The sequence below is a fragment of the Larkinella soli genome (genome assembly GCF_003703975.1).
In the GTDB taxonomy this organism is placed as follows: Bacteria; Bacteroidota; Bacteroidia; order Cytophagales; family Spirosomataceae; genus Larkinella; species Larkinella soli.
The window spans coordinates 64,469-87,298 of record NZ_ML112622.1 but is presented as its reverse complement, the minus strand read 5'-3'; the positions used below and the strand labels follow the sequence as shown (position 1 = coordinate 87,298).

Annotated in this window: 21 protein-coding genes; 16 read left to right on the top strand and 5 right to left on the bottom strand. The window is 50.8% G+C overall.

Features of this window, described 5'->3' with window-relative positions:
* Positions 1 to 197 precede the first annotated feature (197 nt).
* Both DX909_RS00420 and DX909_RS00415 read right to left on the bottom strand, forming a co-directional pair.
* Positions 198 to 551: an HPF/RaiA family ribosome-associated protein gene (locus DX909_RS00420; protein WP_229310883.1), complete on the bottom strand. Its 354-nt coding sequence runs from the start codon at positions 549 to 551 to the stop codon at positions 198 to 200.
* A gap of 348 nt (positions 552 to 899) precedes the next feature.
* Entirely contained in the window at positions 900 to 1,307 is a 408-nt protein-coding gene (locus tag DX909_RS00415) for an EthD family reductase (protein WP_128543074.1), read from the bottom strand.
* A 123-nt stretch (positions 1,308 to 1,430) separates the two neighbouring features.
* Between DX909_RS00415 and DX909_RS00410 the strand changes: the two genes are divergently transcribed.
* From DX909_RS00410 to DX909_RS00395, 4 genes are all read left to right on the top strand, one after another.
* Positions 1,431 to 2,303: a LysR family transcriptional regulator gene (locus DX909_RS00410; protein WP_128543073.1), complete on the top strand. Its 873-nt coding sequence runs from the start codon at positions 1,431 to 1,433 to the stop codon at positions 2,301 to 2,303.
* 374 nt (positions 2,304 to 2,677) lie between these two features.
* Positions 2,678 to 4,066 carry a serine hydrolase domain-containing protein gene (locus DX909_RS00405; RefSeq protein WP_128543072.1) on the top strand — a complete coding sequence of 463 codons (1,389 nt, stop codon included), beginning with the start codon at positions 2,678 to 2,680 and terminating at the stop codon, positions 4,064 to 4,066.
* 365 nt (positions 4,067 to 4,431) lie between these two features.
* Positions 4,432 to 4,734, top strand: coding sequence for a hypothetical protein (locus DX909_RS00400; RefSeq protein WP_310589811.1), 303 nt, complete (start codon positions 4,432 to 4,434; stop codon positions 4,732 to 4,734).
* Between the two features lie 76 nt (positions 4,735 to 4,810).
* Positions 4,811 to 5,116 carry a hypothetical protein gene (locus DX909_RS00395; protein WP_128543070.1) on the top strand — a complete coding sequence of 102 codons (306 nt, stop codon included), beginning with the start codon at positions 4,811 to 4,813 and terminating at the stop codon, positions 5,114 to 5,116.
* 54 nt (positions 5,117 to 5,170) lie between these two features.
* On the opposite strand, the gene DX909_RS00390 is transcribed toward DX909_RS00395, so the two are convergent.
* Positions 5,171 to 5,524: a nuclear transport factor 2 family protein gene (locus DX909_RS00390; protein ID WP_128543069.1), complete on the bottom strand. Its 354-nt coding sequence runs from the start codon at positions 5,522 to 5,524 to the stop codon at positions 5,171 to 5,173.
* Positions 5,525 to 5,703: 179 nt separating this feature from the next.
* Between DX909_RS00390 and DX909_RS00385 the strand changes: the two genes are divergently transcribed.
* Positions 5,704 to 6,027 (top strand): hypothetical protein, encoded by a 324-nt coding sequence (locus DX909_RS00385; protein ID WP_128543068.1) that lies wholly within the window; start codon positions 5,704 to 5,706, stop codon positions 6,025 to 6,027.
* Between the two features lie 58 nt (positions 6,028 to 6,085).
* Here the strand turns inward: DX909_RS00385 and DX909_RS00380 are convergent, their stop codons facing one another.
* On the bottom strand, positions 6,086 to 7,693 hold the full coding sequence (locus DX909_RS00380; RefSeq protein ID WP_128543067.1) for a two-component regulator propeller domain-containing protein: 1,608 nt from the start codon (positions 7,691 to 7,693) through the stop codon (positions 6,086 to 6,088).
* Between the two features lie 1,036 nt (positions 7,694 to 8,729).
* On the opposite strand from DX909_RS00380, the gene DX909_RS00375 reads away from it, so the two are divergent.
* The 11 genes from DX909_RS00375 to DX909_RS00330 all read left to right on the top strand — a co-directional run bounded on the left by DX909_RS00375 (position 8,730) and on the right by DX909_RS00330 (position 21,269).
* Entirely contained in the window at positions 8,730 to 9,152 is a 423-nt protein-coding gene (locus DX909_RS00375; protein ID WP_128543066.1) for a response regulator, read from the top strand.
* A gap of 297 nt (positions 9,153 to 9,449) precedes the next feature.
* Positions 9,450 to 9,812, top strand: coding sequence for a hypothetical protein (locus tag DX909_RS00370; RefSeq protein ID WP_128543065.1), 363 nt, complete (start codon positions 9,450 to 9,452; stop codon positions 9,810 to 9,812).
* 382 nt (positions 9,813 to 10,194) lie between these two features.
* Positions 10,195 to 10,581: a hypothetical protein gene (locus DX909_RS00365; RefSeq protein ID WP_128543064.1), complete on the top strand. Its 387-nt coding sequence runs from the start codon at positions 10,195 to 10,197 to the stop codon at positions 10,579 to 10,581.
* Between the two features lie 333 nt (positions 10,582 to 10,914).
* Positions 10,915 to 11,454: a hypothetical protein gene (locus tag DX909_RS00360; protein WP_128543063.1), complete on the top strand. Its 540-nt coding sequence runs from the start codon at positions 10,915 to 10,917 to the stop codon at positions 11,452 to 11,454.
* Positions 11,455 to 11,581: 127 nt separating this feature from the next.
* Positions 11,582 to 12,157: a carboxymuconolactone decarboxylase family protein gene (locus DX909_RS00355; protein WP_128543062.1), complete on the top strand. Its 576-nt coding sequence runs from the start codon at positions 11,582 to 11,584 to the stop codon at positions 12,155 to 12,157.
* Positions 12,158 to 12,170: 13 nt separating this feature from the next.
* The gene (locus tag DX909_RS00350; RefSeq protein WP_128543061.1) at positions 12,171 to 14,948 is read left to right on the top strand and encodes a TonB-dependent receptor; all 2,778 of its coding nucleotides are present in this window, start codon (positions 12,171 to 12,173) and stop codon (positions 14,946 to 14,948) included.
* A 7-nt stretch (positions 14,949 to 14,955) separates the two neighbouring features.
* Positions 14,956 to 16,212: an MFS transporter gene (locus tag DX909_RS00345; RefSeq protein ID WP_128543060.1), complete on the top strand. Its 1,257-nt coding sequence runs from the start codon at positions 14,956 to 14,958 to the stop codon at positions 16,210 to 16,212.
* Between the two features lie 76 nt (positions 16,213 to 16,288).
* Positions 16,289 to 16,843, top strand: coding sequence for a carboxymuconolactone decarboxylase family protein (locus tag DX909_RS00340; RefSeq protein WP_128543059.1), 555 nt, complete (start codon positions 16,289 to 16,291; stop codon positions 16,841 to 16,843).
* Positions 16,844 to 16,856: 13 nt separating this feature from the next.
* Positions 16,857 to 17,432, top strand: coding sequence for a carboxymuconolactone decarboxylase family protein (locus DX909_RS00335; RefSeq protein WP_128543058.1), 576 nt, complete (start codon positions 16,857 to 16,859; stop codon positions 17,430 to 17,432).
* Positions 17,433 to 17,823: 391 nt separating this feature from the next.
* The gene (locus DX909_RS29845; RefSeq protein ID WP_229310882.1) at positions 17,824 to 18,858 is read left to right on the top strand and encodes a type IIL restriction-modification enzyme MmeI; all 1,035 of its coding nucleotides are present in this window, start codon (positions 17,824 to 17,826) and stop codon (positions 18,856 to 18,858) included.
* Entirely contained in the window at positions 18,816 to 21,269 is a 2,454-nt protein-coding gene (locus tag DX909_RS00330; protein ID WP_229310881.1) for a class I SAM-dependent DNA methyltransferase, read from the top strand. Before DX909_RS29845 ends, DX909_RS00330 begins: the two co-directional genes overlap by 43 nt.
* Here the strand turns inward: DX909_RS00330 and DX909_RS00325 are convergent.
* The gene (locus tag DX909_RS00325; RefSeq protein WP_128543057.1) at positions 21,262 to 22,770 is read right to left on the bottom strand and encodes a hypothetical protein; all 1,509 of its coding nucleotides are present in this window, start codon (positions 22,768 to 22,770) and stop codon (positions 21,262 to 21,264) included. The two genes, DX909_RS00330 and DX909_RS00325, sit on opposite strands and share 8 nt — an antisense overlap.
* Positions 22,771 to 22,830: the final 60 nt, after the last annotated feature.

The following is a 22,830-nucleotide window of genomic DNA, read 5'->3' as shown; positions in this document are numbered from 1 at the left end:
ACGGCCCCGCTGATCCAATTCCTAAGTCGTAGAATGGTCAGGTAAACATATGGGTTTACCGTTGTATAATTAATCGAACTATGGCCCCGGTTGAAATTTTTGGTCGGGTTTTCTGCCGTCTCAGGGCTATTCTGTCTATGAAAGCCATCGCCCGGCCTTCTCTCGAAAGTCGGGCGATGGCTTTTCGCACAACGTCGTCAGGCTAAATCGGCGGGGTCGATTTCGTCGATATTGCCCCGGTTGGCGTTGGTATGGTTCCCGAAGCGTTTTTCCAGCTGGCGCTGTAACTTGGCCACTACGTTGTTGAGTAAACCGTACCAGTCGTCGCCGGAGTCGTCGGCATAGACGTCGTTCCCCGGCACCCCGTATTTGATGCCTACATGCTTTTCGTTATTTCGCTGGTTCGGTTCCAGTTTCAAATACACCTCCGCCGTAATGACGTCCCCCTTGTAAAAACGTTGAAGCTTTGTGAGTGAGTCCAGGACGGAGGCCTGCAGGTCGTCGTCCAGCGTAAAGCCGACGGCCTCAATGTCGAGACGTACATTATCCAAATTCTGATCTGGTTGCATAACACGCTTGGTTTACCTGAAAAAGCTGCTGGTTCGGACAGCTGTCTTCTATAAATCCCGGAGGGAGGGTTTTGTTTGAAAAACCGACGACAGCGGTTTTCCGGCTGTTCGGGCAGGGTCGCCTGCCTCTAAAAATGATCACCTGATTATCAGCCGGTCTGGGAGGTGGTGAAAAAATAGGGGTAAAAATAAAAAGAGCTTAAAGCCGGGTTAATGGTGTTGCTGTCAGTCTCCCCGCTCCCTCCTAAAACGGGAGGGAGCACATTTTTCAATCCGGAAATGAGCCTTTCTGATTCTGGGTTGTGAGTAAGTCAACGGCGGGTTTGATACTTACTTTATCACCTCACTTACCAAAATGACGGGACTGACATTGGTGTAATTTGGAAAATCGGCACGGATGGCCTCTCTGTTCGGCCCGATAGCCGCCTGATAGTCGCTCAAGCTTTTTACATAAAATGTGCCAATGGCCATAAAAGGCAGGGGTTGGTTGGGAAGACCGCCGGCGAGCCCTTTTTCAATGGTATATTTAACCAGATTTGATCCCAAAAACCCTGCAACCATAGGCATGTGTCTGGTTTCATAGTACTCCATGTTAAAGGTTTTCCCTTCGGCATACGGGTACATGACGGATACTTTAATCAAGCCTTTTTCAACAACGGCCATATTCTGTTTTTCCTGACTAAATGCCGTGAATGAAGTGATTAAAAGGCAAAGCGATGCGATTAGATGGATTTTCATAATGAATTGAATAAAGAGGAAAACTTTTAATTTTAAACATGACTCCGCAAATATTGAAACAAAGCCTTAATTTGCAAAACGCTATTTTTCGATCAAATCAATCGGAAAAACCGATTTAGAAATATGGAGTTGAGACAGCTCAGGTACTTTCTGAAGGCCAAGGAGTTATTGAATTTTACGGAAGCGGCTAAGGCTTTGAATATCAGCCAGAGTACTTTATCCCAACAAATCAAGCAGCTGGAAGATGAGTTAACGGTGCCTTTGTTTAACCGTATCGGAAAAAGAGTTACCCTTACCGAACCAGGTAAGCTGTTTAGCGAATACGCTTTGCAAAGTTTAAACCGAGCGAATGAAGGCTTATTGCTCTTGCAGGATTTAAAGAATTTAAATGCGGGAAAAATCACCATCGGCGTGATTTACTCCATGCGTATTCTTTTTGCCAAAACATTGGTACAGTTTGCCAGGCAGTATCCAAACATCAAAATTCAGGTTGTGTTTGGCACCACCAAGGACCTTTTGGAAAAACTTAATCTGCATCAATTCGACTTTGTATTGACCTTCCATCAAAAACCAGAAGAACCTCATTTAAAATATCAGACATTACTGAAATCAAATATGGTATTGGTAACGGCTAAAAAATCATCGCTGGCCCAGAAAAAAAATATATCACTTAATGAAGTAGCCGGGTTGCCGTTGGCTTTACCTTTCAGCGGTTATAATACCATACAATTTTTTGAGGAATCGTTTAGCCGAAAGAACCTGGTACCGAATATCTGTATGGAAATAAATGACATCCCTACTTTATTTGAAATCGTAAAAACAGGGCATTGGCATACCATATTGAGCGATGCGAGCGTCAACGACCCCGATGTTACAGCCATTCCGATTGATGGAAAAAATATGAAGCGAACTATCATGATTATTTCTCTTAAAGAAGCCTACGAAAAGGAAGCGGTTAAAAAATTCTATGAACTGCTCACTGGCGTTACAACGTAGCCCGGGTCAGGCGAAAGCGGTGGACGGGTAGGTCACCGACTCATTTTTCCTTATTTCAGCTTAAAAAACTCCCAAACTCAGGCACGGTTTACTATTTGAAACCGGTCACACAAAGTTTTTCGAGATCTCCTACGGTGTCAGTTACCGTCTAACCAAACGGGCGTATGGTGAGATAGGAGGAGCCATACGGAGAAACCACCTTTTTACCTTCCATCGGGATGGTCCCATGATCGGCAATTTTTCATCTCAAATCCGGATGTGAGTGGAAGGGTTGGTTGTCCTTCGTGTTTATTGCCGTACGATCACGCATTGGCCGGCCGCCGGTCAGGATTGGTTGGCTCGTCCTGAAGCAATTCATCTACTGACTTATATCGATGGCAAAAATCACACAGCTACTTTTTTTTGTGGTAGGGATGATTCCGGCGCTGGCCGTTGGGCAGTCCAAACTAAGTAAGCAGGTAACGAAACAGATCGATGAGCTACTGACGAAACGACTGGATGCCATTGCTCCGGGCTGCGCCGTACTCATTGCCAAAAATGGACAGATCGTCTATAACAAAGCCTTCGGCCAGGCCGACCTTGAACGCCGGGTTCCGGTCCAACCGACGATGGTTTTCCGGATTGGCTCCCTAACCAAACAGTTTACGGCCGTCGCTCTTTTACAGTTAGTGGAACAAGGAAAAATAGCGCTGACCGACAGCCTGCAAAAATTCATCAAAGGGTTTCCCGGGAAGGGGCGCGTCATTACCATTGAACATTTACTGACTCAGACTTCGGGCATACCTGACTACCTTAACCTTGAATTTCATATCCCTAATCCCTTCCGCTACGATTTTCCGACCCGACAAATTGTCGACAGCATCCGCCACCAGCCCTTGTCGTTTATCCCCGGCTCCAAATTTGAATACAGCAACTCCAACTATTTTTTGTTAGGTTACCTCATCGAGCAGGTCTCCGGCTTGTCCTACCCGGAGTACCTTAAGCAAAAGATATTTGACCCGATCGGGTTGACACATACTTACTATGAGGGACCCGCTTCCATCATGCCCAATCGGGTTCAAGGCTATGAGAAAACCGAAAATGCGTATCATACTGCCGACTTTATCAGTATGACGTTATTCTACAGCGCCGGTGGCCTGATCAGTACGACGGAAGACCTCTTCAGATGGAATGAGGCACTAAGGCAGGGGATACTCCTGAAAAAAGAAACGCTGGAGAAAGCGTTTCGACCGTATACGCTCGGAGACGGAACGGTTTCTGACTATGGGTATGGCTGGTTTATTCGAAAATTAGAGGGTACTACATCGATCGAACACGGCGGGAGTATATTCGGATTTAGAAGCGAAGCCATCTTTCTGCCCCGGAAAAACATCTACGTGGTCGGGTTATTTAATGGTCGGCAGCAAAATACAGATGAACAGGACCTCTGCTATGAACTGGTCAAACTCATACTGGGTAAATCAGTCTCTCCCGAAAGGATGGTAGGGGCTGAACTAGTAGATCGGTACGTGGGTACCTATAAAAACGAGCAGTATCAGGAGACGCTCAAAATTGAAAAAAGACCGGATGGCCGACTGGCTTGCACGCTCTCCAATGGATCCGGTACCAACATGGTGCTGTCGGCCCAATCGGAGACGTTGTTTGTGCTGCCCCAAATAAGAAGGATTCTGACCACCATCGAGTTTGTAGTTGAAAAGGGGAGAGCCGTAAAACTGATCTGGAAACAGGAAAACACCGGCGAATTCATCCGGATTGGGGAGTGAGTCCTCTCTTAGTTTGCTATCGTTGTTTAGGGTGACCAAGGGCCGGCTCAAGGAAACGCTCCTTTTTTGCACCAGCTATTCCGTATGCTTATTTGCCTCCTCTCCGTTCGTGAAGGTGTCCGATCTTTTACTCACTCTGTCCAAAAATGGACAACTTAGCCCTGAAGAAACCCTCAAACTGCGCTTTAATCCCCTCAACGGCCCTTTTGGAGTTTTTTGGCGACAATTTGTACGACAAAGCCTATACTAATTAACTCCGATCCGGGATGAAGCGTTTACCTGAAGACCAAGGACCTCCCCGATGGGCAGTCTGGTTGCTGAACCGATTCTGCCCACCCGGTCTGGAAGAGGAGTTGTAGGGTGATTTGCTGGAGATGTACACTTACTGGCTGAAAACCGTCGGGGAGCGAGTGGCCCGCCGACAGTATGGGTGGGCGGTGCTACGGCTGATCCTCCCTTTCAACCGGCTGAAAACGAAACCAAGTCATGACAATCCTTCCCCCTTTCCATTCCATCCGGCCATGATTCGTAATTACCTCAAAATCGCCTTTCGCAACCTGACCCGGAACGGGATGTACTCCTCTATCTCCATTGGGGGCCTCGCGGTGGGCAAGGCCGTCGCTCTGACCATTAGTCTCTGGGTATGGGGTTATGGGTTCTCCCTTTGAGCCGGTTTACCCGACCCTCTTTTTCCTGAGAGGGCCCATCAACTGGATCAACATCAAGATCAGGCCCGAGGTGGCTATGGCCGACGCGCTTGCTACCATCGAAGCGGTGTTCAAAAAAGTGATTCCTTCGGTTCCCTTCAACTATGATTTTGTGGACCAGGAATATGCCTCCAAATTTGCCGTGGAGGAGCGCATTGGGAAGCTCGCGGCCCTCTTCGCGGGCCTTACCATACGGAATACCCTTCAAATATCTGACATCATTCAGGCGGTATCTAGGATCGGACTGGTCAACGAAAAGCAGGAAAGAGACACTCCTTTGTATGGGTTGGTTTTCAAAGTATTTTTTTATTTTGAGCAGGTACGCACCCCATTTTCTGTGTGAACGTTTTGACGAAAAGGACGTCCTGTTAAAAAAGCCCCGTTGCTCACTATTTTTCTACATCAATGCTTTAATGACAAAAGCTTTCAACTCGGCCATTTTGCCGTCGCGAAACCGCCATACATCACAGACCGAGTACCGGGTCTCCTCACCATCTTCGTCCTTCAGCATTATATCGCCGAGTAAGGTAACGAAGTCACCCTCAGCAATTAAGTTATCGACGGTAAACTTTGACGGTTCTGTGTACGTCTCCGCTATGTATCGGCGAACGGCTTCCTTTCCATCAAGAATTCGGTCGCCCACATACGTCCATTTCGTGTCTTCAGTACAGTACGACAGGAATCCTTCAAAGTCACCTTTGGCGAAAGCCACATTTGCCTTTTCTAAAATTGCTTTGTTATTCTCAGTCATGTCAGCTTCTTTTTATGTTTAAATCGGCCTTTGGCGAATTCCGGCCCGGCACAAAATTATCGCACGGAGCAAATGGTGTCAATCACAACGTTGCCTGACGGTATAGCCATTTTGTAAATAATTCCGAATTCCCACCAAACCCTCCTTGTCAACAAAGGAGGCCATGTAAAGTCAAGTGGTTGGCAACCTATGCTGCGTTTGAAGCCTGCTGCAAACCGGCGGGCGGTGCCGATCGCGCCAACTATGGACTATTCACCCAAAACCTCTGCCATTTAATCGGCGTTGCTCGACCTGACCCCACCACCGATCACCCTGCCCAGGATGCCTACGTACTCGAACGGGCGGTGGAGTTTAACGACCACGGCATACCAGACCAGGCAGGGGACCGAAACGCCGGGCCCGCCAAAGCGGCTGAACGTGCCGAATTGGGGCTATCTACCGAACCAACGCCGGGAAAGTACAGCTATGGTCGTCTTAATTTTTTAAGAATTTCAAAAACCTAAAAGCTCTTGCAACGGAATGACATGAGCTGATCTGGTTGAAGTCTAACGGATTCAGAGGCTATTTTTTCGCTACGATTTTCAAAAAGAGTTTAACGTCGTCCGAAATCGTCACATCACCATTCTTATCAAAGGACGATCTATAATCGATACCCCAATCTGTTCGATCAAGGATCAGCGTGCCATTCACCACGACGGTTCCGTCCATTCCGTCCTTAAAATGCATTTTGGCTGGAAAAGAAACTGCCTTCGTGACACCTTCAATGGTCAGGTTTCCAGTAACTTTTATATTGTTCCCTGTAACTTTTGTATTACCATCATTCCACGTTTCAACCTTCGTAATTGCGAACGTAGAAACAGGAAATTTTTTGACATTGAAAAATTCAGGTAATTTATTGTGGGGACATTGATCATCAAATTTTTGTTCAATTGTATTCATGTCGACTTCAACTGTACCGCCCACTATATGCAGGTTTTCGATCAACAATTCTCCTTTTAATAGATCGACGTCCCCTGTAACGGAACCATCATTAACTAACGTAGAACCTTCCCATGCACCAAGGAGCATAGAGCCTTTCCATATTACAACACTTTCCTTCGTATCGATGATATATTTTTTCTGACCCTCTTTATTATAAAAGTCCGTGATGGTCTTTCCATCATACCGATATACTCCGGTCGCATCTCCAAACCAAATACTTCCATCGTTTGCTTCCAAAAGCCCAAAAAAAGCCTTTCCTGACATAATTTCGGTTACCGTGGGCTTATCACTATATAAGGATTTTGCATCATAACGGGAAAGTGCCTGGACCGTCGAATTAGCTGGGTTTACCGGACCTGTGGTCCAGATGTTTCCTTGTTTATCTTCGATAATAGCATAAGCACCTCTCTCCGATACCTTAGTAAAGGTACTGCCGTCATAGCGCCAGAGGCCACCGGGTAGACGGCCTCCTTTAAAGCCATTGAAACCACTGAGCCAAATATTGCCTTTTCTATCTTCCATTATACCCCAAACCGCGAGAAAGGGCTCGCCATTTTGGGTTAAAGTGGTAAATTTTTTCCCGTCATAAACAAAGGCGTCACCCCTTGTGCCAACCCACAATTTCCCCGTTTTATCTTCAATGATTATGTTGATTTCATTATTCGAATGCCCATCTTTATAAAAAAGCGGGGCGTTTGGAGAGGTAAAATTTCGAAAAGATTTCCCATCGTAACGGCTTAATCCACTTCCAGTGCCGAACCAGATAATACCGGCTTTATCTTCATAAATAGACATAACCCGATTATCGGCAAGTCCTTCCGTGGTAGTGAAATGTTGAATGGACTTTCCGTTGTAAGAATAAACGCCTGAATCAGCAGAAGCGAACCAAATAGTTCCTCGGCGATCTTCCAGGACATCCCAGAATCTGTGCTGACCTATTTTACTTGAAAGATTAGAAAAAGATTTTCCATCGTATCGAAATACGTCACCAAATGATGAGTTGTTCGGGCCGGCAATCAAAATGGTGCCGTTCCTGCCTTTTTTTAAATTACGGACCATTAGGTTAGGTCCTATGTCTTGAATTTCGGGCTTGCTGTTATCCTTTGAAAGGACTGTTTTTTTTTGTCCTCCACAGGAAGTACAAAAAATAAGCATCAATACAGCACAAACGCATACGAGCTTCTTCATCTCTCTCTTTGTTTTCAGGGATTGTAACAAACCTACACGTCTTTGTGCTATGATGTGTTGGGGGATAGTAAAAGAATGTTAACGAAACGTAAAAGTTGTTTTTACAGACCGCTATGGGTATTAGCCTCTAAGGAGTTGGATATACTGTATAAAATGTTGCTTATACAATGGTCTCGCAAAAACGCTCAATGTGTGGGATTACGTAAACATTTTAAATGGAGTGGTCATCTACAAAGGAAAGGGCAAATGATGCCGACCGCCCGCCAACCGACGTTAGAGTACGTGCGGGCTTTGCCGGCTGATGCAGGTATGCCGTTCAGAAGATGGACGTTCCACTCAATGGAAAACAGGTAGCCGCCCTGTTCCAGCGAACCAACGCCGGACGGGGCCTACGCTATGGAATCCGGAGACGGCTTCAGTGAACGGAACCTGATGGAATCAAGGGGAGTAAAGAAAAAAGGCTAATCCGTTTATATTGAGCGATTTTGCTCGCAAACGAATTAGCCTTGAAACAAAAGAGGAGCCTCCTACGGGAGTTGAACCTAAAGGTGTAACTAACTGATTTACAGTAGTGTATCTTTGTGTTATCTGATTGGGGGACGGAATAGGGGACGGATGGACAAATCAAACAAACTTTTCTTCAACGGGGGACGGTTGCCAACTCGTCATGTGTATTTTTGTCTGAAACAAGCGGCCTTTACTGGCTACTTGGTTTGGTCAGAGCCGGGCGGGTGGTTCCCCCGGTTCATTGGGTCGGGGGGTGGTTCCCTCGACCCGTTTATTTTTAACAATAGCAAAACATAACTGTCTCACATACTCAGACTGAATTTAAATTTTGAGACATTGATTTTTGAGATAACAATTTGAGATAGTATAAGTAAGCCTATCAAAAGTATCTTTAAGATTGATAATTGTCTCTCCAAACGGGCGTTTGGTGAGATGGCAAAACTGGCAGTAAGCCTTTACAACTTAATCTCACCAATTTAGTTGTACTTAAAAGGGAGCATTTGGTTGGTCTCTCTCTACTCCCTTCCTCATGAATAAAAGCGGACCCATTATTGTCATCGAAGACGACGATGACGATCAATTACTGCTCGATCTGGCTTTTAAAAAACTCCAACATCCCAACAAAGTGATCTATTTCTCCGATGGGGAGGCCGCCCTGGAGTACTTAAATCAAATGAATGATGTGCCGTTTTTAATCCTCTCGGACATCAATATGCCCAAATTAGATGGGTTTGCCTTACGGAATAAAATTCACACCGACAGCCAGTTAAGCCTAAAGTGTATCCCGTACTTATTCTTTTCAACCGCTGTGGATCAGCAAAGGATCATTGACGCTTATAGCTTATCGGTACAGGGCTTTTTCATTAAAGAAAATAGTTTAACGGCGTTGGAAGAAACCCTGTCGCTCATCATCGAGTACTGGAAACGATGTGCCGCTCCCAATAACTTTTAGATTGACTAGGGTCAGGAATACAGATCTTGCCTTAAAGAACTGAAAGAGTACTAGCTGGAGACGGTCAGCTTGCCAGCTCAACGCACTTTTTGGGCGTAAGGGACTAACCCCTCAATTGGGTTCGATAGGTATTTCAGCCAGAGCGATGCCGATAAAAATCGTTCCAGTCCAGAATATGCAATAAGTTATTGTTTATCAGAATAGTAATCGTACCTTTAGGTTAATCAGTTTTCACTGAGTTCCTTCCCGCCCCCACTCGCAAGCTGTCGGTCAAGTTGCTCCCAAATCACAACTTCCATGAAGCTTTCGCTGAAGCCCGTAGACATTCCGTTCCTGATTGGTGATACCGTGTGGGTCAATCAATTTTGTGGGGTGGACTCTCAATATCCTTATTTCGAGGCCAAAATCATTCAAATCATTTTGGATGGTAGCCTTTCGAACAGCATCGTCATTCGTCACCGAAATGAAACCCATGAGTTAGTGGTGAGCAATGGAATCTATGACTTGAAACCCCAGGGCAGTACGAAGGGATTACCCCGAATGAGTATCTCGGTGGAGTTTCTGCGCCCGCAAAGCAGCCTATTTGCCACCGAAAAAGAGCTACTGGATTATCGGAATGGGGTGAACGAGGTTCCGGCTCTACCGGCAAGCGCGAACTGAAAACCTGATTCCCGGGGGTGTATTGACTCGCAGCGGCGATCCGCCCCGAAATGCGCGTTCTCGCCAGTGATCTCGAAAATTGTGAGTGTGTAGTCTGCCTCCAGTTTCCAGGCTGGAAGGGGCTTATGCACCCAATAGATAATTCTTACTGATGGGTGCGTACTATTCCAGGTTACTCCAGGTTGTCGGCCCAATTTCACAAAATCTCTTAATACCCTCCTTTTTTGAACTATCAATTGTTGACGTGCAGTTCCCGTTTATCCCCTTTTAACACAAAATGATTGACTGAAACATTGCTGCTTCGCTACCTTTCCAAAGCATCCGTTGGCTTCTTCCTATGAGGACTTCGTTAGATCAGAAAAAAATTTGGTTCTCTCTTTTAATGGGACTGATCATCCTCTTTCTCACATTTAAAATTTACGAAGATGGGGAGAAAGAAGCGGTTATTCAGCAGCAGTGGCCTATCATGAAGATGCCCATCGTAAGACGAGTGAAAGGCATTGGCACCCTGAAGTCCCCACATAAAATTTACATTCAGTATTATGGGCGTATTTATTCGGTCCACAGTCCCCGAAAACATTTCCGGAGCACCGCTCAATTGGATAGTTTGGCGGTGCACTACGATCCGATTTCTGACCGAGTAGTGCCCGCAGGAATTCGAGTGACGGCTCCTTACGGGCTCTTGAGTATGCTGGCATTAATGGGTCTATGGTTAATCGGCCACTCGATTTACTTGGCCATGAAGCCAGTCAGTTCCAATCCTTCCTAACGGATACAGGAAATTCTTCTGTCATAATTTAGCCCCGCTTCAAGACCATTTGCTATCTTCTAAAACGCTCGTATGTGAGACAAAGCAAAATGCATGATATGCCTCATTATTCGGGCGTATCATGAGATTAAATATTCCTGTCTCCCATCATGCCATCCAGGTGATTAAAACAAACCAATTTAGGTAAAATGCCCGGCAGCGTATACCGTTTTAGCCTTTCTACCTCCATATGGCCGTAGCCAAAGTCCGGAATGGATTTGATATAACCTGTAAACTATAGCTTTGTTTACTATTTTGCAGTATACTTGGGAAAATTTACCATCCAACTTTAGTTTGAAGAGGGCAATCTCGATCGGGCTATTTGTCTTACTGCTGTTCCACATTCTGGCCTATGTACTGGTGTGGATCGGAATGTGGTGGCAGGCTGAGCACGATCTCTCCCGACGGCTGAAGGTGTACCGCTCGGTCGACAGTCTCATCGAATTTCAGATTCCGCTCAAAGACAAACCCGACGCCGGCATAATTACCCGTACTAACTCGGATGGGTTTACTTACCGGGGGCAGTATTATTCAGTCGTCAGCATGACCATCCAGGGCGACACCCTCTTCATCGCTGGACTTCAAACGGACCGTGATTCGTTCTGGCAGCGGGATCTGCTTTCGTTCATGCAGAAACACGTGACCGGCTCGGGCGACTCGCCCAAGAAAGCCAGTTCATTGCTGAAGTTTTTGCTGAAGGAATATTCCCCCACGTCCCGCATCGCCTTTCATTTTCAATCGTTCGACTGGCACAACCGTATTCAGATTCCTGAACAACCGTTTTCTTTCCCCCAAGTAGCTCTGCGGGTTTCGAGTCCTCCACCCGAAGTCTAAGGCCGATTTTCTGATTGTTTTACACCGTCCGGACTCCGCTTTCCCGACGGCGAGCGGAAGTATGCCGTTCGCCGAAGACGACGTGTTTGGAAATTTCTGACCATCAATCTCCTCATTGCATTCCTTCATGCCTCATATTCCTCTACCGAACCATTTACCGGGTATAACGGGCTTGCTCGAATACCGGCTCGATACGGCTAGGCCGATTCGGGAACTGACCCAGCTTCTTCTTCGGGGTGATTCAACGCTTACCCAGGGCGAACGCGAACTGATCGCGGCCCTGGTCTCGTCGCGAAATCATACCACCTTCTGTACAGCCGCTCATTCGAAAGCCGCCGACCTGCTACTGGGCGACGACAAAACTGCGGCGGCGGTGAAAGCCGACCCGGAAACCGCGCCCGTCAGCGATAAAATGAAAGCGTTGCTGCAGATCGCTGCGCTGACGCAGCAATCCGGACGGGCGGTCACCGCCGAGGCTGTCGATCGCGCCCGAACCGCCGGGGCCACTGACCTTGAAATCCACGATACGGTGCTGATCGCCGCCCTGTTTTGTCTTTACAACAAATACGTCGACGGCCTGGCTACCGCAACGCCCAGTGATCCGGCCTATTACGATACGCTGGGCGACCGCATTGTGAACCGGGGCTATAACCGCCCCCCGGGAGGCTACCCTGCCCCGCAGTCCGTAACCAACAACTCTTAACGCAGCATTCCGCATGAATAAAATAAAGCTCACCCTACTTTACGCCTGGTTTTGGCTCAGTGGTACCGTTTCCCTGGCGCAATCGGGACAAATTACCGGTTCAGTCTTTGATCCGGTAACCAATAGGCCCCTCGTTGGGGCAACCATTACCGTAAAAGGCCAGGTATCGGGCACCACGACGGACGACCAAGGCGCTTTTCGACTGCCGGTCAGTCACAAAGGGCCGCTCACGCTGCGGATCTCGATGGTTGGCTATGAACCCCAAACGATTTCGGCTCCCAGTAATGAGGCTCCGTTAGCCATTCACCTGAATCCGGCTCCCAACCAGCTGGAAGAGGTGGTGGTCGGAGCCTCCCGAGTTGAAGAACGCATCGTCCGGGCACCGGTTACCATCGAAAAAATGGATGCCCGCAGCATTCGGGAAACTCCGTCTGCTACCTTCTACGAGGGAATCAATAACCTGAAGGGTGTCGATATGGTGACCAGCGGCCTGACCTACCGGCAAATTAACACCCGGGGCTTTGCCAGTACGGGTAACAGCCGTTTTCTGCAACTTGTCGACGGGGTGGACAACCAGCCCGCCGGGTTCGGATTTTCCGTCGGTAACATGTTTGGCCTGAGCGACTTGGACGCCGATAATGTAGAACTCGTTCCGGGCGCGGCTTCGGCCCTTTACGGTCCGGCCGCTTTTAACGGGGCTTTGCTGATGACGAGTAAAGATCCGTTTACGCACCAGGGCCTGAGTGTTCAAGCGAAAGTGGGTGTGAACCACCTGGGCGATCCCAACGCGGGAGCAGCCATGTACAACGACCACGCCATCCGTTACGCCAAAGCGTTCGGCAACCGCTTTGCCTTTAAGGTGAACGCGTCCTATCTGTGGGGGCTCGACTGGTTCGCCACCGATTACACCGACGTCAACCAGGCCACCCCCAGCGAGCTCCGGGGCGCGCAGAACCCGGCTCGGAATGAACTCAACAGCTACGGCGACGAGGTGGTCCGGACGCTAACGGGAGCAGGTCAGGTGTCGCGGACAGCCTACCAGGAGAAAGACCTGACTGACTACAACGTATATAGTCTGAAATTGAACGGCGCGCTCCACTACCGCATTACACCGAAACTGGAAGCGATCTACGCCTTTAATTACGCCAAGGGAACCGCCAATTACACGGGCTCCAACCGCTTTTCGGTCAACGGCTTCTCGCTCACCCAGCACCGGGTTGAGCTGCGGGGCCGGCAGTTTTTCGTGCGCTGGTACAGCAATGCCGAAGACTCGCATGATTCGTTCAATACGCGCTCGCTGGGCCAGCAGATCAACCGGACCTGGGTGCGCGACCTAAGCGGCAACGTGGTCACGCCCGATAAGGCCGACGACACCTGGTTCAACCGGTACGCGGCGGCCTATAGCGGCACCATCCCCAATGTGAGCGGCAACTCGCATCCGGCGGCCCGGGCTTTTGCCGATCAGGGACGACTGCTGCCCGGCACTACCGAATTCGACGCCCAGAAGAACCGGCTGACGGCCATTCAGGGCCTAGCCGGCGCGGGGATCTTGAGCCAGACCAGCATGTGGCACGCCGACGGCCAGTATAACCTGACCTCGGCCCTTAACAATGCGGCGGAAGTGCTGGTCGGCGGTAATTTCCGGCGGTATAGCCTGTTCACCAACGGGACGCTTTTCGACGACAAGGGGGGCCGTATTCTCTACTACGAATACGGCGCGTTCGCCCAAATCAGCCGATCGCTGCTGGCCGACAAACTGAAACTGACCGTGTCGGGACGGTACGATAAAAACCAGAATTTTGCGGGTTATTTTACGCCCCGGGCCTCGGCGGTTTTTTCGGCCACCGACCGGCACCACTTCCGGGCGAGCTACCAGACGGGCTTCCGAAACCCTACGCCCTCCGATCAGTTTATCAAACTCAATGTGGGACCCATCACGATTTTAGGCGGAGCACCCAGCAACAGCGCGGGCATGAACGTGTATGAAAATTCATATACCGCTGCCAGCGTTAATCGGTTCGGCGCCGGTTTCGGCGCCGATGTGGGCAAAGTAGGGCCACAACAGGCGGTCCTGAACAACAAGGACAAACTTCAGAAGTCGAACGTTCCCTACATTGCGCCCGAACGCGTCAATAGCTTTGAGATCGGTTACCGCGGGCTGCTCAACCCCCACTTGTCGGTCGACGCCAATTATTACTACGGCGTGTACACGAATTTTATTCTCAATACGGTCGTCCTGCGTCCGGCCAGCCCGGTGCTGGGATCGGACGGCAAACCGAATCCGGCCGCGGCCCAGGATATCCTGAGCGGTCGGGTTCAGGCGTTTCAGCTCTACACCAACGCTCCGGACAAGGTATCGTCCCAGGGCGCGACGCTTGGCCTGACGTACCGTGCCCCGGGCGGTTACCAGATCGGGGCCAATGGAACCTGGTCCTCGTTCGATATTCGCAACGCCGACCCCAATAACGTAGCGGCCTTTAATACGCCCCGTTTTAAAACCAACGTGACGGTCGGCCACCGGTCCATTACGCCGAACCTCGGCTTCAACGTCGCCTGGCACTGGCAGTCGGGCTTCGACTGGGTGGGATCGTTCAATGCGCTCATTCCGGGACCCGTACCGGCGTACCACCTGCTCGACGCCCAGCTCAGCTACCGGATTCCGGTTGTGAAAACCGTCGTGAAGCTCGGCGCCACCAACCTGACCAATCAGTACGTGGTGCAGGCGTATGGATCGCCGGCGGTGGGGGGACTGTACTATCTGTCACTCATCTTTGATCCGGGATTACGCTGAAAAGAGCATGGCAGCAATCGTAACCCAACCGCAAACCCTGGCGGCCAACTGGTTCGCTTTTGGGTTGTGCGCGCTCTCGTATGCGCTGGGCGGAACGGCCTCTACCCTCATGGCGACCTTTCTGCCCGTCGCCGTACCGGAGTTGCTGGGCCAATCGATTTCCAACGGGCAGCTGGGTGATATCGGCGCTTACATCAACGCCGCTTTTTTATACGGCTGGATGAGCGGTGGTCTGATTTTCGGGCTGGTCGGGGACCGGCTGGGCCGGGCACGAGCCGTCGCCTTCGTGACGGCTCTTTACGGCGTAGCCATGCTTTTTACCGTTTTCGCACCCAACTGGCCGGTCCTGCTGGTCTGCCGGTTTCTGACGGGCGCGGGCGTAGGCGGGGTCCTGCTGCTCACGACGGTCTATCTGTCCGAAATCTGGCCCGAAAAAAGCCGGGCGGTAGTGCTGGGTGTACTGGCCGTTATGTTTCCGGTAGGGATTGTGGCAACCGGCGGACTTAACGCCGGCTTGATTCTCTGGCGACAGGCGTTCTGGCTGGGCCTGATTCCCGTTCTGGTCGCGGTCCTGATGCTGTTTTTTCTGCCCGAGTCGGCCCACTGGGCCCAGTTGCGCCGGCAGCCGAAACCCGAAAAAGCCTGGTCGCCGACCGACCGGGCCAACCTGGTGACGGGCATACTGGTCTTTGGCGCGGTCCTGATCGGGCTATGGGGAACGTTCTCCTGGATTCCGACCTGGGTGCAGTCGCTGCTGGCAGACGGCCAGGCAGGCGCTCAGATGGGCAGTCAGGCTGGCGTTCCGGTGGGTGCGCGGGAGCGGGGGCTGACCATGATGCTACTCGGAATGGGCGGTATTCTCGGCGGAATACTGTCGGGGCCGCTCATCGGGCTTCTCGGCTCGCGAAGAACGCTACTGCTCACCTTTGCGGGTTGTGCGGGCGGCTGCGCGCTGCTGTTCCTGTCGAATCGGGAGTTTACACCGGTTATTTACGCCGAAACCGCCTTTGTGGCGCTCTTTTTCGGTATCAGCCAAGGAGCCCTGTCAAGCATCATTCCCGCCTTATTTCCCGTACGGATTCGCGCGACGGCGGCCGGCATCAGTTTCAACATCGGTCGTTTTTTTACGGCGACGGCGGTGTTTTTCGTGGGTACCATGGTGGCGGCCCTGGGCGGATTCGGCCACGCGCTGCTTGTTTTTTCAATCGCCTTCCTGGTCGCCGGGCTCGTGGTTTTCCTCCGATACCGACCGGCGGTCACATAATGCTCTCCCGGTAGCGCTGGAAGCTTCCGGCGCTACCGGGAAGAATTATCGCTTTTCATTTTAACACAGACAACCAATGCCTCATATTCAACTTAATAACGAAGCGCCGGGCATCCGCAGCCTGGTGATCTACCGGCCCGATACGGGAAAGTCGCTCTACGAACTCGCTCAGGCGTTGCTGCGTGCGGGCTCGCCCGATAGTACGCTTGCCGATGCCGAGCGGGAACTGATCGCTGCCTATGTGTCGAATCAGAATAATACTGATTTTTGCCGGAACAGCCACTCGGCCGCGTCGCGGTATCTTTTCGGCGACCGGGCCGACCTCGTCGATCAGGTGCTCCAAAGCCCGGAAACGGCACCAATTTCCCCAAAATTACGCGCGTTGCTCACCATTGCCCGGTGCGTTACCGCCGACGCCCGCACCGTGACGGACGAAGTGACGGCGATCGCCCGGGCGGAGGGCGCCACCGACGGCGATATCCACGACACCGTGCTGATCGCTGCTTCGTTCTCGATGTATAACCGCTACGTCGATGGGCTGGCAACGCTAACTCCGGAGGACCCGGCGGCTTACGCAGCGATGGGCGAACGGATGGGAACGCTGGGATACGTATTACCTACACCGAACTAAACAAACCAGAACGATGCCTCATATTGATTTTCTGCCTGGCCTGCCAGGTATTCGCGGACCGATGGCGTTCAGCCCGGAGACGGCCCGCCCCCTCAACGACCTGGTCAACGTCCTGTTGCGCACGAACGCAACCCATCCCGAATCGACGCTTAGCGAAGGGGAACGGGAGCTGATCGGTACCTACGTATCCGCTAAAAACGACTGTTTTTTCTGCCAGACCATTCACGGTGCCGTCGCCAGCCACCATTTGGGCGATACCGAGTGGTCTCTGGTCCAATCGGTAAAGCAGGATTATACGCAGGCTGCGATTTCGAATAAGCTGAAAGCGCTGTTGGCTATTGCCGGCAGCGTGCAGCAGGGTGGGAAACAGGTCTCCACCGAACAGATCGAAAAAGCCCGGGCCGAAGGGGCTACCGACCGTGACATTCACGATACGGTCCTGATTGCGGCCGCGTTCTGTATGTTTAATCGCTACGTCGACGGCCTGAATACCTGGGCACCCGACAGCCCGGACCTATACCGGTATCGAGCGCAGAAAGTAGCCGAATACGGGTACACCCACGAAGATCATTACCTGCCGCCATCTTAAGCGTTTCTACCAGCATAGAACGCCCTTTTCTTGTGAGTTCTGCTCCTGCTGCTTTTTTTGTGTGAGCTGGCCCACGTTTATTTTATTATGCCTTTTCCCCGGATGCAAAATCTCAGGTAAACGCTCTTTTTTCTAGACTAGTGTCACTTATAGTCATGCCGCTGTTTAAATATGAAGGCAAGGGCCCCCCCTGAGTTTTGCCTTTATACATTAGAAACTACCATAGCGGTCGCAAATTTCGTTTTGGCTAGAGAATTGCAGTACCCCTCCCTGGTTCTCCCTATCCATCAACTGACTTTTACCAATTATGGGTAAAGGCGGTTAGAACAGTTCTTTTTTTTGAGTAATTATCCCCTAATATTTTTAAGTACTCATATCGTCGTATTCACCTGTGACCTATACCGAATTTGAAGCCCGTTGGAAACCGGCGGGCGGTGCCGAACGCGCCAACTATGGACTATTCCTACAAGACCTTTGCGATTTAATCGGTGTTTCCCGGCCTGACCCTACAACCGATAACCCCGCTCAAGATGCCTACGTACTTGAACGGGCGGTGGAGTTTAATGACCATGGCAAAAGGAGTACCGGCCGAATAGACCTTTACAAACGAGGCTGTTTCGTGCTGGAAACCAAACAGGGCACTGAAACACCCGACCAACAAAAGGCCGCTGAACGCGCCGAATTAGGACTATCGGCCGAAAAACGCCGGAAAGGTCACGCTGTACGGGGTACTACCAAATGGGGGCAAATGATGCAGACCGCCCGACAACAGGCGTTAGGGTACGTGCGGGCCTTACCTGCCGACGAACCTCGGCCGCTATTTGTCCTGGTGGCCGATGTGGGTTACTGCATCGACGTATACAGTAACTTCGCGGGAGTTGGCGATCAGTTCGTACCCTTTCCCGATCAAACCCGTTACCGGCTCCCCTTGTCGAAACTGGCCGATGAGGAAACGCGGGATATGTTGCGGCTGATATGGACTGACCCGCGCGAACTGGACCCAAGCCGCCGTTCGGCCCGCGTGACGCGCGAACTAGCTGAATACCTTGCCAAACTATCGACGCAATTAGAGAGGGCCGGACAGTCACCGGATTTGGTGGCTCAGTTCCTGATGCGGTGTCTGTTTACGATGTTTTCGGAGGACGTGGGCTTGATTCCGAAAGATTCCTTTACCGGTATGCTGCGCCAATACGCTCAACCGGAACTACGCGAATACTTGCCCGATGCCTTACAAACCCTTTGGCGAACGATGGACGCGGGCGGTTTTTCCCCGGACCTTAAGGCCAGGGTACGCAAATTCAACGGGAAACTGTTTCACGATGCCAGGGCGTTACCGCTGACGGCCGATCAAATCGAATTATTGCTGAAGCCGACTGGACAGCCGTGGAACCGGCCATTTTTGGCACGTTGCTGGAACGGGCGTTAGACCCGCGCGAACGGCATAGTTTGGGCGCACACTATACCCCGCGTCGGTACGTCGAGCGGTTGGTGCTGCCGACGGTGCTGGAACCCCTGCGCCGGGAATGGGCGGCTGCTCAGGCTGCGGCCGCGCGGCTGTTGGAGGAAGGCAAAGATAAAGCCGCCCGCGCCGAACTGGAACGGTTTTTACGGCGGCTGACGAGTATCAAAATTCTGGACCCGGCCTGTGGTTCGGGCAATTTTCTGTATGTGACGCTCGAACACCTGAAACGATTGGAGGGGGAGGTATTGGCGGCTATCAACTCCTACGGCCAAACCGCCCTGCTCAACCTCAGCGGAGGGACGACTATTTCGCCCCGGCAACTGTTGGGCCTGGAACTGAACCCTCGTGCGGCTGCGATTGCCGACGTGGTCTTAAAGATCGGTTACCTGCAATGGCACCTACGGACCCACGGCATGAGCGAGCTACCCGAACCGCTGTTAGATGAATATGAGAATATCCAGCAACAGGACGCCGTGTTGCAGCACGGTCCGCCCGTTCCGCGTGTCGATGCCAACGGCCAACCCATTACGCGGTGGGACGGGGTCACGACCAAACTACACCCGGTTACCGGCCAACCCGTACCCGACGAAACCGCCCGCGTGACGGTGTACGACTACCCAAACCCCCGCCCTGCGGAATGGCCGCAAGCTGAATTTATTGTCGGTAACCCGCCGTTTGTTGGAACGGCCCGAATGCGTGAAGCATTAGGCGATGGCTATACGGAAGCCTTGCGAAAGACCTACAAAGGCAAAGTGCCGGATTCGGCTGATCTGGTCATGTACTGGTGGTATAACGCAGCTGAACAAATTAAACAGGGAAATACCGAACGATTCGGTTTTATCACTACAAACAGCCTGAAACAGACATTTAACCGGCGCGTGATGCAGCCTTTTTTGGAAGGTGATAAATCCGAACTGGTCTTAACGTTTGCTATCCCTGACCATCCGTGGGTGGAAAGTGCGGATGGGGCGGCTGTGAGAATTGCCATGACAGTTGTAGAACGCAGGGGAATAGGTTCAATAAATGGGAATCTATTAACGGTCAAGTCTGAAAGTGTACCCCTTGGTGATGATGCCGCCGAAGTTTCTTTTTCTATAAAACAAGGAGCAATCCTATCTGACCTAACAATAGGTGCTGAACTTGATTCGGCAAAGCCACTAAAGGCCAATGAGGGTTTATCTAATCGAGGAATGCAATTGTATGGATCAGGATTTATTTTAGATGAAGTAACAGCAGACGCTATTTTGCAAAAAGATCCTTCTAACGTAACTGTGATTAAGGACTATTTAAATGGTAAAGATTTTACAGGGAATAGCCGAGGTGTAAAAGTGATTGATTTTTTTGGTTTGTCTGACTCTGAAGCCCTTCAGCAATACCCAATTGCATACCAGCATGTTCTTGAACGAGTGAAGCCGGAACGCGATATAAGCAAAGAGCCGAATGTCAAAAAAAAGTGGTGGTTACATGGTCGTACTAGAGATGAATTAAGAGCGGCTATCAGATCAATTAAACGTTATATAGCTACGGTTGAAACTGCTAAACACCGTGTCTTTCAGTTTTTAAATGCTGAAATATTACCAGATAACATGCTGGTTGCAATTGCCTTGGATAATGCCTACTCTCTTGGAGTTTTATCGAGTAATATTCATGTAGTTTGGGCACTAGCGGCTGGTGGCGATCTAGGAGGTAATACCCCACGTTATAATAAAACCCGCTGTTTCGACCCGTTCCCATTCCCCGATGCAACACCGCAACAGCAAAACCGTATTCGTGAACTGGCTGAACAATTAGACGCACACCGCAAACGCCAACAGACCGCATACCCGGCTCTGACGCTAACCGACCTCTACAACGTAGTCGAAAAATTGCGGGCGGGCGAATCGCTGAACGCCAAAGAGCAAACGATCAATCAGCAAGGTTTGGGTTCGGTGGTCCTCAGTCTGCATCAACAGATTGATGCGGCCGTGGCTGATGCCTACGGATGGCCGCACGATCTACCGGAGGGCGAAATACTAACCCGCCTTGTCCGGCTAAACCACGAACGAGCCGCCGAAGAAGCCGCCGGGCATATTCGCTACCTACGTCCCGAATACCAGGCTCCAGGCCAACAGCAGCAGTTAGGAATCAACTTACTAACGGAGACAACGACAAAGGAAACCGCCAAAGAAGTCAGTCAAAAGGAATGGCCGAAAGAACTAGCCCAACAGATGCAGGCTGTTCGGGATGCCGTTCAACAGGCGGGCGTTCCGCTCAGTGCCAAACAGGTTGCCGCCTTGTTCCAGCGAACCAACGCCGGGAAAGTGCAGCCCTTGTTAGATACGCTGGCTGCGCTGGCGCTGGTGCGGCAAACGCCGGAGGGAACCTACGCTATGTAATCCGGACTTCATAGGGAGTTCCCCGCCAATAGTCGAGCGCGGCCCGCTGCTCATCGGTCAGGCGGATTCCCTCAGCAGGTGGAAACAAACCGGGCGTGTCGAGTACACGACGCAATCGCCGGGCCAGGTTGTTGCGCTCGTTACTCTCCCGGTTGCGGACATTGTGAGCCGCCCGGCTGTATTGGTCCTCTTTCGAGCCTTTGGCGTATTTCCGATGTTGGCGGTTGAGCGTCAGCAATAAGTCGTCGTCATTCCGCAAAACGACACTTGAAACAAACCTTTGCCCCGGCCGTGGCTGTTCGATCATGACGCCCGTTACAGGGCACACTACCAGGCGCGGCTGGTCGGATTTCCTGCTGTCACAAGGTACCCCGGAATATAAAGGGTTAATTTGTGACAGTGGGGGTGTTGGGGAGTCGGTTAATTCGTGACAGACAGGCGGGGTAAAACCGGTTAATTTGTGACAGGTTTCCCCCTCGTTTATCACTGTTTCCTCACTGTATTCTCTCCCCGTGAAACCGTTCCAAATGTTAGGTTTTGTTAGATTTTGCCAGGCTGTTTTGTGTTGATTAATGCGTGTCAGTAAGTGGTCGTCAACGCTAGTTAATTGGTCCCACGTTTGACGGATGAGCGCGGCAACCTCACCTTGCCAGTTACTACCGTACTGATCGAGCAAGGCCCGGAAACGGTTTTTGTTCCGGCTCAAACGTTGGCGGTGTGTTGCGGCCTGTTTTGGCGTTAGATTGTCGGGCGTATGCCAGTAACGCGGGTTCCGGCCTTGCTGGTAGATATGCCGCTGATCGTTGCTCATGCCTTTTGGATCAATAGCCGGGTCGTCAAACAGAATATTACTGAACGTATCGACCAGTAGAAGGCCTAACGGTCCGTAGTTAACTACGTTTAGTAAATCGGCCAGGGTGTGCAGTCGAACCCCCGTACCGTCAAAGTACCTCATCTTTCTAACCCGAATCTCAAACCGTAGCACGTTAGCGGCTAGCCCTTTCTGTTTGCCTTTGTCATACATTTTTACGACGTAGCGTTGTCGATCACAGACGTAATACGGGATCGGGCTATGGCTATCCACCTCAAACGGCTGGTTTTTGTAACAGATGAGGTTTTCTAAGACTTTGGCAACTGGAAACGGCAATTCAACGTTTACGCCAAACTCTATGTTATTGATGACCGAATCAACCAGGTTAAAACCGTATTCAGTTGACAACTGATCCAGCGTCAGCAATAGATCGTTGACAGTGTATTGATCGGCATTATGCAACCCGTTGTTGTGGAATTTGTGCAGACTCCCTTTTACCTCAACCCGATACCCCTGCCCGGTTCGGCGGGGAACGAGCCGAAAGGTTAGCCCCCGGTCATGTGTCTTTCTGACAGGATTAAGAATGACCCCGTTTTGCTCATCAACCAACGTTCCAAACGTCAAACGTTCGTTTGTCAGCAGTGCATCAACGTTTACCGAAACGTCAAGTATGGTGATTCCGTCGAACATGGCAAAGTGAACCCGCCCCCACGGTCAACGTGTGGTAAGTGCCCGCGCGGGGCGGTTCGT

Excerpts from the sequence above, each read along its gene's own strand:
- DX909_RS00415 (WP_128543074.1), bottom strand. The coding sequence starts at position 1,307 with ATGAAAATCCATCTAATCGCATCGCTTTGCCTTTTAATCACTTCATTC.
- DX909_RS00410 (WP_128543073.1), top strand. The coding sequence starts at position 1,431 with ATGGAGTTGAGACAGCTCAGGTACTTTCTGAAGGCCAAGGAGTTATTG.
- DX909_RS00405 (WP_128543072.1), top strand. The coding sequence starts at position 2,678 with ATGGCAAAAATCACACAGCTACTTTTTTTTGTGGTAGGGATGATTCCG.
- DX909_RS00395 (WP_128543070.1), top strand. The coding sequence starts at position 4,811 with ATGGCCGACGCGCTTGCTACCATCGAAGCGGTGTTCAAAAAAGTGATT.
- DX909_RS00390 (WP_128543069.1), bottom strand. The coding sequence starts at position 5,524 with ATGACTGAGAATAACAAAGCAATTTTAGAAAAGGCAAATGTGGCTTTC.
- DX909_RS00380 (WP_128543067.1), bottom strand. The coding sequence starts at position 7,693 with ATGAAGAAGCTCGTATGCGTTTGTGCTGTATTGATGCTTATTTTTTGT.
- DX909_RS00375 (WP_128543066.1), top strand. The coding sequence starts at position 8,730 with ATGAATAAAAGCGGACCCATTATTGTCATCGAAGACGACGATGACGAT.
- DX909_RS00370 (WP_128543065.1), top strand. The coding sequence starts at position 9,450 with ATGAAGCTTTCGCTGAAGCCCGTAGACATTCCGTTCCTGATTGGTGAT.
- DX909_RS00365 (WP_128543064.1), top strand. The coding sequence starts at position 10,195 with ATGGGACTGATCATCCTCTTTCTCACATTTAAAATTTACGAAGATGGG.
- DX909_RS00355 (WP_128543062.1), top strand. The coding sequence starts at position 11,582 with ATGCCTCATATTCCTCTACCGAACCATTTACCGGGTATAACGGGCTTG.
- DX909_RS00350 (WP_128543061.1), top strand. The coding sequence starts at position 12,171 with ATGAATAAAATAAAGCTCACCCTACTTTACGCCTGGTTTTGGCTCAGT.
- DX909_RS00345 (WP_128543060.1), top strand. The coding sequence starts at position 14,956 with ATGGCAGCAATCGTAACCCAACCGCAAACCCTGGCGGCCAACTGGTTC.
- DX909_RS00340 (WP_128543059.1), top strand. The coding sequence starts at position 16,289 with ATGCCTCATATTCAACTTAATAACGAAGCGCCGGGCATCCGCAGCCTG.
- DX909_RS00335 (WP_128543058.1), top strand. The coding sequence starts at position 16,857 with ATGCCTCATATTGATTTTCTGCCTGGCCTGCCAGGTATTCGCGGACCG.
- DX909_RS00325 (WP_128543057.1), bottom strand. The coding sequence starts at position 22,770 with ATGTTCGACGGAATCACCATACTTGACGTTTCGGTAAACGTTGATGCA.